General features: G+C 68.7%; 11 protein-coding genes. 9 read left to right on the forward strand and 2 right to left on the reverse strand.

What is annotated here, in order from left to right; translation table 11 throughout:
- The first annotated feature begins 50 nt into the window (after window positions 1-50).
- Complete coding sequence (locus C471_RS12875; RefSeq protein ID WP_004049668.1) at window positions 51-1,928, forward strand: radical SAM protein; 1,878 nt, start codon at window positions 51-53, stop codon at window positions 1,926-1,928.
- Window positions 1,929-1,932: 4 nt separating this feature from the next.
- A complete protein-coding gene (locus tag C471_RS12880) occupies window positions 1,933-2,850 on the forward strand; it encodes an MBL fold metallo-hydrolase (RefSeq protein ID WP_004049670.1) in 918 nt (305 codons plus the stop codon).
- A gap of 62 nt (window positions 2,851-2,912) precedes the next feature.
- Here the strand turns inward: C471_RS12880 and C471_RS12885 are convergent, their stop codons facing one another.
- Window positions 2,913-3,533, reverse strand: coding sequence for an HAD family hydrolase (locus tag C471_RS12885; protein ID WP_004049672.1), 621 nt, complete (start codon window positions 3,531-3,533; stop codon window positions 2,913-2,915).
- 105 nt (window positions 3,534-3,638) lie between these two features.
- A complete protein-coding gene (locus tag C471_RS12890) occupies window positions 3,639-4,121 on the reverse strand; it encodes a DUF7321 family protein (protein WP_004049673.1) in 483 nt (160 codons plus the stop codon).
- Between the two features lie 141 nt (window positions 4,122-4,262).
- Between C471_RS12890 and C471_RS12895 the strand changes: the two genes are divergently transcribed.
- The 7 genes from C471_RS12895 to C471_RS12925 all read left to right on the forward strand — a co-directional run bounded on the left by C471_RS12895 (window position 4,263) and on the right by C471_RS12925 (window position 8,583).
- Window positions 4,263-5,090 (forward strand): DUF7319 domain-containing protein, encoded by an 828-nt coding sequence (locus C471_RS12895; RefSeq protein WP_004049674.1) that lies wholly within the window; start codon window positions 4,263-4,265, stop codon window positions 5,088-5,090.
- A gap of 95 nt (window positions 5,091-5,185) precedes the next feature.
- Complete coding sequence (locus C471_RS12900; protein WP_049909389.1) at window positions 5,186-5,833, forward strand: halocyanin domain-containing protein; 648 nt, start codon at window positions 5,186-5,188, stop codon at window positions 5,831-5,833.
- Window positions 5,830-6,219 carry a DUF7318 family protein gene (locus C471_RS12905; protein ID WP_004049683.1) on the forward strand — a complete coding sequence of 130 codons (390 nt, stop codon included), beginning with the start codon at window positions 5,830-5,832 and terminating at the stop codon, window positions 6,217-6,219. Before C471_RS12900 ends, C471_RS12905 begins: the two co-directional genes overlap by 4 nt.
- A gap of 7 nt (window positions 6,220-6,226) precedes the next feature.
- Window positions 6,227-7,036: a cytochrome b gene (locus C471_RS12910; protein WP_049909391.1), complete on the forward strand. Its 810-nt coding sequence runs from the start codon at window positions 6,227-6,229 to the stop codon at window positions 7,034-7,036.
- Between the two features lie 4 nt (window positions 7,037-7,040).
- On the forward strand, window positions 7,041-7,829 hold the full coding sequence (locus C471_RS12915; protein ID WP_004049686.1) for a menaquinol--cytochrome-c reductase (cytochrome bc complex) cytochrome b/c subunit: 789 nt from the start codon (window positions 7,041-7,043) through the stop codon (window positions 7,827-7,829).
- A gap of 39 nt (window positions 7,830-7,868) precedes the next feature.
- On the forward strand, window positions 7,869-8,300 hold the full coding sequence (locus tag C471_RS12920) for a DUF7315 family membrane protein (RefSeq protein WP_004049688.1): 432 nt from the start codon (window positions 7,869-7,871) through the stop codon (window positions 8,298-8,300).
- Window positions 8,301-8,304: 4 nt separating this feature from the next.
- Window positions 8,305-8,583 carry a DUF7314 family protein gene (locus tag C471_RS12925; protein ID WP_004049690.1) on the forward strand — a complete coding sequence of 93 codons (279 nt, stop codon included), beginning with the start codon at window positions 8,305-8,307 and terminating at the stop codon, window positions 8,581-8,583.
- Window positions 8,584-8,901 lie beyond the last annotated feature (318 nt).

Genomic DNA, 8,901 nt, shown 5'->3' on the forward strand with positions numbered 1-8,901 from the left:
CGCGACCTTCCGCACGCTTTTCCCGTCTCGGCCGACTACGGTGGGTCAACATGACCGATTCGCCCGCGTCGGACCGGGGATCGCTCCCGGCCGACCCGAACGACCTCTCCGTCACCATCGTCGACGGCTACGTCGACGAGCCGGCACACTTCGGCGTGCCGCCCTACATCTCGACGTACCCGCGGTACACCGCCGGCGCGCTCGTCGACGCGGGCGTCCCCGAGTCGCGGATCACCTACCACACCATCGACGAGCTCCGCGACGACCGGAGCAAGCACGCCGACGTGGCCGACGCCGACCTCATGGTGTACGTCGGCGGGATGACGGTCCCCGGGAAGTACGTCGGCGGGACCCCCGCCGAGCCGGACGAGGTGCGCGAGCTGGGGTGGACCGCGGACGGCGTCACCCTGCTCGGCGGCCCCGTGCGGTTCGGGGTCGGCGACGAGAACGCGGGCGCGACCGAGACCGAGCGCGACGACCTCGACTACGACTTCGTCGCCATGGGCGACGTGGAGGCGGCCGCCTACGACCTCGTCCGCGAGGGGTTAGAGGGGTTCGGCAACCGGATGCGCGACAACGCGGAGATCGACCGATGGGCCGAGAAGGGCGCGTTCGTCGTCGAGCAACACCCCAACCACCCCGACTACCTCATCTGCGAGATGGAGACCTCCCGCGGGTGCGCCTACCGCTGCTCGTTCTGCACGGAGCCGCTGTACGGCGATCCGGCGTTCCGCGAGGCGCAGTCGGTCGTCGACGAGGTGGACGCCCTCTCCGGCCGGGGGGTCAAACACTTCCGGCTCGGCCGGCAGGCCGACATCCTCGCGTTCGGCGGCGACGGCGAGGCGCCGAACCCCGACGCGCTCCGAGAGCTGTACGGGGGGATCCGCGAGGTCGCTCCCGACCTGCGGACGCTCCACCTCGACAACATGAACCCGGTGACGATCACCGACTACCCCGAGGCGTCCCGCGAGGCGATCCGCGTGATCGCCGAGCACAACACGCCCGGCGACACCGCGGCGTTCGGGCTGGAGTCCGCGGACCCGCTCGTCCAGGAGGAGAACAACCTGCTCGTCACCGCCGAGGAGTGTCTGGAGGCGGTCCGCGTCGTCAACGAGGAGGGCGGGTGGCGACCGGGCGACACGCCGGAGGCGACGCCCGGCAGCGACGATCGGGTGACCGGGCCCTCGACCGGCCCGGACGCCTCCCCGCGGCTGCCGAAGCTCCTCCCCGGGATCAATCTCGTCCACGGGCTCGCCGGCGAGCGCCCGGAGACGTACGAGCACAACAAGGAGTTCCTCCAGACCGTCTACGACGAGGGACTCATGCTCCGCCGGATCAACATCCGGCAGGTGATGGCGTTCGCGGGCACGGAGATGGCCGAGACGGGCGCCGACATCGCACAGGAGCACAAAGACCAGTTCCAGGCGTACAAGAAGGAGGTGCGCGAGACCGTCGACAACCCCATGCTCGACCGCGTTGTCCCGCCGGGAACGGTCCTCCCGGACGTTCACCTGGAGTACCACCAGGACGGCAAGACGTTCGGGCGCCAGCTCGGCACGTACGCGCTCCTCGTCGCGGTGCCGGGCGAACGCGAGCTCGGCACCGCGATCGACGTGGCGATCACGGACCACGGCTACCGCTCCGTGACGGGCGTCCCGTACCCCCTCGACGTCAACGCCGCGTCGATGGACGAACTGACCGCGATCCCCGGAATCAACCGGAGCAAGGCGGGCGATATCGTCGTCGGACGCCCGTACGGCTCGGTCGGCGAGGTCGACTCCGGCGTCGCCGACCTCTCGCGGTTCGCCGTCGCCGGCGACGCCGACGTGCCGATCCCGGGACGCGAGCGGGCGGGATCGGGTCCCGGCCCCGCCGCGCGCTCTCTGCTTGACCGGCGCGACGGCCCCTCCGTCGGCCGCGGGGACTGAGCCGATGGCGGCGCCGGACCCGAGGCCGTCGGTCACTCGCGTCGAGCTCCCGGTCGACACCCGCGCGCTCGGCGGAACGACGAACGCCTACCTCGCGGCCGGCCTCCTCGTCGACCCCGCGGCCCGTATCGAAGCGCTCGACGCCGCGGTCGGCGTCGACGAGTCGGGCGTTGCGGCCTCCTCGTCGACCACCGCGGTCGACGCGATCGCCGTCACCCACACGCATCCGGACCACGTCGGCGCGGTCGCCGAGTACGCCGACCTGACGGGCGCGCCCGTGTACGCGCACGCCGACCACGTCGACCGGTTCACTGCGGCCACCGGCGTCGTGCCGGACGGGACGTTCCGCGACGGCGACCGCGTCGACGACACCCCGATCCGCGCGGTCGAGACGCCCGGCCACGCCCCGGATCACGTCGCGTTCGCGGTCGAATCGGATGCCGGCGGCGACGGCGAGAGCGGCACCGGCGGCGACGGCGAGAGCGGCACCGGCGCCGACGGCGACGCAGCCGGCGCGACGCGCGACCTCCTCTGTGGCGACCTCGCCGTCGCTGACGGAAGCGTCGCGGTGGCCGCGCCCGACGGCGATCTCCGCGAGTACCTGGACAGCCTCGAACGCGTCCGCGAGGCGGGCTACGACCGACTCCGCCCGGGACACGGACCCGCGATCGATGACCCCGAGCCGGTCTGTCAGCGCCTGACCGATCACCGGCTGGACCGCGAACGGGCGGTCCTGGCGGCGGTCGAGGGCGGCGCGAACGACGTGGAGAGCGTGGTCGACGACGCCTACCAGAAGGACCTGACCGGCGTCGGCGACCTCGCGCGGGCGACGGTCGTCGCGCACCTCGAAAAACTGGTCGCGGAAGAGCGGATCAACGACGGATGGGCGGAGCGGATCGGGGGCGGCGCGCCCGGCGAGTAGTGCACGTTCGGCGAGTCGCGGCGAGTAGGCATCTTCCTGCGGGCGGCCGGCCCCGCCCCGCTTCAGGGCTCCGCTTCGAGATGGGCCGCCAGTTCGTCGAGCGGCGTCTCGGTCACGTCCACGAACCGGCCGCCGACGCCCTCGACGCCGCCGTCGACCTCGGGGTCGTCGCCGACGTGGACCAGCGACGCGGCCCCGACGCCGAGCGCGTCGGCCGCCGTCTCGAACGCCTTCGGGTGGGGCTTCCGCCAGCCGCAGCCGATGCTCGTCGTGACCGCGTCGAACTCGCCGCGGAGGCCGGCGCGGATCAGGGTCTTGGACACTAGTTCGGGCACCGCGCAGTTCGAGAGGAGGCCGACCGGGCCGCGGTCGCTCACGTCGCGGACGGCCTCCAGCGCGCCGTCGCGTCGGGTCACGTCCGGATCGAAGGCCGCGACGACGGCGTGCCGGACGACGTTGTCCGCGGCCTCGACGCCGCGGGAGTCGAGCGCGTGCGCCACGTGCGCGGGCAGGGGGACCTCGGCGCCCACCGGGGCGTCCACGTGTCGCTCGCCGTACGCGACGTGCCAGTCGTCCGGTACCTCGACGCCGCGCGACTCCAGTTCGCGCGCGACGATCTCCGCGGGGTCTGACGGGTACTCCACGTCGACGAGGGTCCCGAACAGGTCGAAAGTGACTGCCACGATACTGGGGGTACGGCGAAAACGGGATTGAACCTGTCGGTCGGTGCGGTCGATGCCGGGTTCCGAGACCGACCCGGCGATCGGCTCCTCGACGGCGGCCGCCCGTCAGAGAGCCGGCGCGACGTGGAGCGCGTAGAGCCGGTAGAGCCCGGTCACCCACGCGCAGAGCCAGAGGAGCATGAAGCCGGCCACGCCGGCGCGGAGCCGCGCTCGCCAGTGCCCCATGTCCTCGTGGATCTCGTCGATGTCGACGTCGGGGTCCTCGTAGGCGTCGGCGTTGCGCTTCGCCTGCAGGATCCGGGCGATGCCCGTGAGCGCGAACGCCAGCAGCGCGTACGCCTGCACGCCGAGGAACGCGTGGATCACGGCGAGTCCGGACAGGTGCATGAAGAGGCGCGGGATCATCCACCCGACGATCGGGACGGTCGTCAACACCAGGCCGACGCCGATGTATCGCAGGTGGCGCATGAGAACGGTCCACGTCACGGTCTCGGTGTCGATCATGATCCACGCCCCGTACACCAGGAACGGGAGGCTCGCCGTCACCGACAGCCCGGCCGCCGCCGCGATAACCGACTCGTCGACCATTACCCGCGGTTGGATCTCCGACGCGTAAAGCCCCCCGATCCGCGGTTCCGCGGTCGCCGTATCCCCGCCCGGGTCGCCCGACGCAGATCGCCCCGCCCGCAGACGAAAACAGTTAGCGTCCGGAGCACGTATCGCCGGGCAATGGAGGACACCTCGACGGAACCGGATCCGGGGTCGCGACCCGACCGGGCGCCGGGCGAGTCCGCCGGCGGCGACGGGTCTCGCGGGGCCGACGACGCTCCCGACGACGCGGACGACCTCGCCGCGCTCCGCGAGCGGGTCGATGAGGAGTACGACTTCGACGACTTCGGCCCCTCCGACATGGCGCAGATGAGCGCCGAGGAGTGGGACGCCGCGTTCGATCCGGAGTCGTGGATCACGGGTGACCGGCTGCTCGCCCGCGCCGAGGCGGAGCTGAAGTCCCGTATCGCGCGCCGGGAGGTGTTCGGCGTGTTGGAGCGCGTCCGCGAGGACGGCGAGGATCGGATCCTCGTGTACTCCGACGAGGGATACGCGATCGTCCGACCGACGGGCGAGGTGACCGGACAGGGGACCGTGCTCCGCGACATCGAACCGATCGTCGCGCTCGCGGCGATGGAGTCGTACGACGTGCCCGAGCCGCCGGACGACTGGTCGCTTCCGCACCCGGACTCCGTTCCGGAGGGGTCGGGCGAGTTCGGCAACCTGATGATCCAGGTGATCGCGGTCGTACAGGTACTCGCCGGGGCGGCGCTGCTCGTCGCCTCCTTCGTCGCCGACCTGAACACGATCGTCGCGCCGGCGATGGGGATCGTCTTCCTGCTCATCGGCCTGCTGCTTTTCCTCATGGTCGCGAACGCGCGGCTCTCCGATCGGTTCCGCTCGGAGGAGTACCGCGAGCGGCTGCGGGCCCTCCGACAGGCCAAGGAGCGACCTGACTTCGTGCCGGTCGAAGGCGGGGTCGTGAACGAGAGCGAGAGAGACGAGTGAACTGCCGATATCACGGGACACAGGCCTTGTAAACCCCTCCGCGTCGACGGGTTCAGTCGGTGGGTTTAAGCGCACCCCGTCCCGAGTGAACCTGTATGAAAAGGCGGGAATTCGTGCGCACGGCCGGCGGTGCGACCGCCGTGGCCGCGGCCGGTGCCGGGGCGGCCGGGACGGCCGCCGCACAGGAGCAACAACCGGTCTGGCCGAGCGGGGTCACGAGTGGGAACCTCGGGTCGTATCGAGACGCCCGCGGCGAGAGCGAAGTGACCGTACAGGTCGGCGCGGGCGACAGCGGGCTCGCGTTCGATCCGACCATGCTGTGGGTCGACACCGGGACCACGATCACGTTCGAGTGGACCGGGAACGGGGGCGACCACAACGTCCAGACCGTCGAGGGCGGCGGGCCAGCCAGCCTCGACAGCGGCGACCCGGTCGGCGAGGAGGGATACACCTACGAGTACGAGGTGACCGAGGAGGACGCCGGCATCACCCACTACCACTGCGTGCCCCACACCGCGGTCGGCATGCACGGCGGCCTCGCCGTCGGCGGCGACATCGAGACTGAGTCAACAGGAGGCGGGAACACGGGGTGGCCGGAGAACATCGCTCACGTCGGCGTTCCGCTGCACGCCCACTGGGTCGGCATCGCGGCGATACTCGGTATCGCGCTGACCTTCGTGTTCACCTTCTACCTGCTGAAGTACGGTGAGTCGGCACACACCGGCCACGGGGGTGCCCAATGAGCTCCGGCGGCTCCTCGTACGGTGACATCCACCGGTACGAGCCCGCACGTGAGAGCACCGCCGCCGCGATCGCGATCGTGCTCCTCACCGTCATCGAGGTCGTGTTCGTCTCGTTGTTCGTCTTCGGGCTCATGTCCGCCTGGGCTTCGACGGAGTTCGGGAACATGTTCACCGGCGCGCTGCTGGCGATGATTTTCATCGACCTCGCCTTCATCCTCCTCCTGTACCGCAAGGAGTTCCTGCCGGACGTGATGATCGTGAAGAAGCGTCGTCGCAAGTGGGAGGATCTCTACGTCCGCGAGGAGGACAAAGACGGCGTCGGCGTCGACACCGGGAACCTGACCGAGACGCTCAAACAGGCCGTCTACCCGTACTACAAAAAGTAACCCGACAATGAGCCTCAAAAAACAAGACGAGATGGACCACAACGCGTGGCTCAAAAACCAGGATCTGACGGTCATCGAGACCGCGTTCCTCACCACGCTCATCTGGCTCGACAAGCGGCTCCGCATCGTCGACTACCTCGAACTGCTGGAGACGATGTACTACCGCGCGAACCTCCAGATGCCGAAGAGCCACACCGAACAGTACGACCTCGACAACAAGTTCTGGTACTGGTACCCCCTGTACTCGCTCGGATCCCTGTCGATCGTCGCGTACCTCGTCGCCGCGGTCTCCGGCGCGTTGTTGGGCTTCTACTACGCCCCATCGACCGCCGGCGCCGCCGTGCAAGGCGACCCGACTGCCGCGTACGACTCGCTCGTGATGATCATGAAGGACGTTCAGTTCGGGTACATGCTCCGCTCCATCCACCGCTGGGCGGCCCAGTTCATGGTCGCCGCGGTGTTCCTGCATATGCTTCGCGTGTACTTCACCGGCTCCTACAAGGAGCCCCGCGAGGTCAACTGGATCCTCGGGATCGTCCTCATCGGGCTGACGCTGCTGTTCGGCTTCTCCGGGTACGTGCTCCCGTGGAAGCAGCTGTCCTACTGGGCCGCGCAGATCGGCGTCGAGATGGCGCTTGCGACGCCCATCGTGGGCGAGTGGGCGGCGCAACTCCTGTTCGGCGGCTTCACGCTCGGACAGGCGACGCTCGTGAGAATGTACATCCTGCACGTGTTCGTGTTGCCGTTCGTGGTGACGGGGCTCATCGCCCTCCACGTCGGCATCGTCTGGGTGCAGGGCATCGCGGAGCCGCACTAATCCAATGACCGACAACGACACCCCCATGACGGACGGAGGAACCGACACGGAAGCGCGCACGGACGGTGGGCCGCCGGCCACCGTGCCGCCGGACGACGAGACGCCCACGTGGAGCGATCGCAAGGAGCGCTCGCAGGGGCTCGCACAGCTCACCTACCAGTACTTCGAGCGCTCGCGCCGCGAGGACGAGAACCTCCGCGCCGAGTCGACGTACGTCGAGCGCGACGTGCTCGGGTTCCCGACGTGGCCCCACGAGACGCTCCGAAACCTCGCGATCACGAGCTTCTTCGTCGGAATCATGATCCTCGTCGCGGCGCTGATGCCGGCGCACTTCGGCGAGCCCGCCAACGCCGGCTCGACGCCGGCGATCATCCTCCCCGACTGGTACCTCTACTGGTCGTTCGGGCTGCTGAAGCTCAACCCGATCAACCCCGAGCTGGCCGTGCTCGGCGGCAACATTGTGATGGGGAACGAGCTGCTCGGGATCGTCGCCCACGGGGTCATCTTCGGCGTCATCGGGCTCGTGCCGTTCCTCAACAAGGGGAGCGCGCGCCGCCCCGTCGAGCAGCCGTTCTGGGCCGCCGTCGGCGTGACTGGCGTCGTCCTGGCGTTCACGCTCGCGGCGCTCGCGATCCAGAACTTCTTCCCGATCTCGCTCGACCTGCTCATCACCCTCACGTTCCTGCTGCCCGTACTCGGCGGCATCATCACCTACGCGGTGTTGAAGACGATGCGTGAAGGGTACATGTACGACCTGAACCGGCGGTATTACATGCTGCGGCCCCCGAAGTAACCGCCCGACGAACACCGATTCTGCGGTCACCGTTTCCCGATGTCACAACCATCCGACACCGACGACACACAGGCGTTCGACGAGACGGGCGATCCCGTCGCGAAGGACGCTGACGAGGACCCGCGGAACGAACCGACGGGGCCGCGCGTCGGTCCCGGCGGTCGAGAGATCGTCGTCCCGTTTCGGCTGTACAAGGCCGTGACCGTCTTCTCTACGCTCGCCGCCGTGATCGCGTACCTGATCGGCTTCACGCTGATCGACGCGGCGACGCTACAGATCAGCTTCGTCCGGACCGCGATCGTCTACCTGCTCAACAGCGCCGGGCTCTACCCGTCAGACGACCTGCTGGTCGCGGTCCTCGCGATCACCGGGATCGGGTTCCTGGTCGCGGGAACGGCGGTGTACGTTCTCGGGACGCGGTTCCGCGGGCAAGGGATGGGAAAGCCTCAAGGCGATTCCAGCGAAACCTGAGATAATGGCAGACGAGTTCATCAAGGGGTTCGCCCTCTTCACGCTCGGCGGTCTGGGATGGCTCACCTTCGGCGGCTGGTACCGGACGCCTTCGTACTACGACGTCGTCCAACTCGTCAATCCGGCCGAGGGGGTCAACACGGCCTACGGCGAGATCGGGCTGGTCGTCGGCGACGCGTCCTTCTGGCTGATGATCCTCGGTGCGCTCACGTTCTGGGTGTTCATCCCGGTGAGTCGCCAGCTCCGCGACATGCTCGGCGACGAGGCCGAGGCCGCGAACTGACCGCGATCGCTTCCCCTCCGATTTTCACCCTCTGCCCTCCGTTTTCCGTCGTATCGCCGACTCTACGCTTCGATCCGTTCGTCGCTCTGTTGACCTCGCTTCGTTTTTGACCCTGACTCGGTGGCCCGCGGTACCGCATCGACAGAGCGTATCGAACGACACAGACCGCCTGAATTGCCTCAGTTGTTTCTCGTCCGGAACGGGCAGCCGCCACAGGTGCTTCTCGATCGATAGCGGGAGTGAGTATTGCAGATCGCCGATCGGGATTCAGTATTTAAATACCCGCGAGCGACGGCGACGATCGCTTATAAATACAAC

The sequence above is a fragment of the Halorubrum saccharovorum DSM 1137 genome (assembly GCF_000337915.1).
Taxonomy (GTDB): domain Archaea; phylum Halobacteriota; class Halobacteria; order Halobacteriales; family Haloferacaceae; genus Halorubrum; species Halorubrum saccharovorum.

Bases quoted from the DNA above. Each gene is read 5' to 3' on its own strand.
- C471_RS12875 (WP_004049668.1), top strand. From the start codon at position 51: ATGACCGATTCGCCCGCGTCGGACCGGGGATCGCTCCCGGCCGACCCG.
- C471_RS12880 (WP_004049670.1), top strand. From the start codon at position 1,933: ATGGCGGCGCCGGACCCGAGGCCGTCGGTCACTCGCGTCGAGCTCCCG.
- C471_RS12890 (WP_004049673.1), bottom strand. From the start codon at position 4,121: ATGGTCGACGAGTCGGTTATCGCGGCGGCGGCCGGGCTGTCGGTGACG.
- C471_RS12895 (WP_004049674.1), top strand. From the start codon at position 4,263: ATGGAGGACACCTCGACGGAACCGGATCCGGGGTCGCGACCCGACCGG.
- C471_RS12900 (WP_049909389.1), top strand. From the start codon at position 5,186: ATGAAAAGGCGGGAATTCGTGCGCACGGCCGGCGGTGCGACCGCCGTG.
- C471_RS12905 (WP_004049683.1), top strand. From the start codon at position 5,830: ATGAGCTCCGGCGGCTCCTCGTACGGTGACATCCACCGGTACGAGCCC.
- C471_RS12910 (WP_049909391.1), top strand. From the start codon at position 6,227: ATGAGCCTCAAAAAACAAGACGAGATGGACCACAACGCGTGGCTCAAA.
- C471_RS12915 (WP_004049686.1), top strand. From the start codon at position 7,041: ATGACCGACAACGACACCCCCATGACGGACGGAGGAACCGACACGGAA.
- C471_RS12920 (WP_004049688.1), top strand. From the start codon at position 7,869: ATGTCACAACCATCCGACACCGACGACACACAGGCGTTCGACGAGACG.
- C471_RS12925 (WP_004049690.1), top strand. From the start codon at position 8,305: ATGGCAGACGAGTTCATCAAGGGGTTCGCCCTCTTCACGCTCGGCGGT.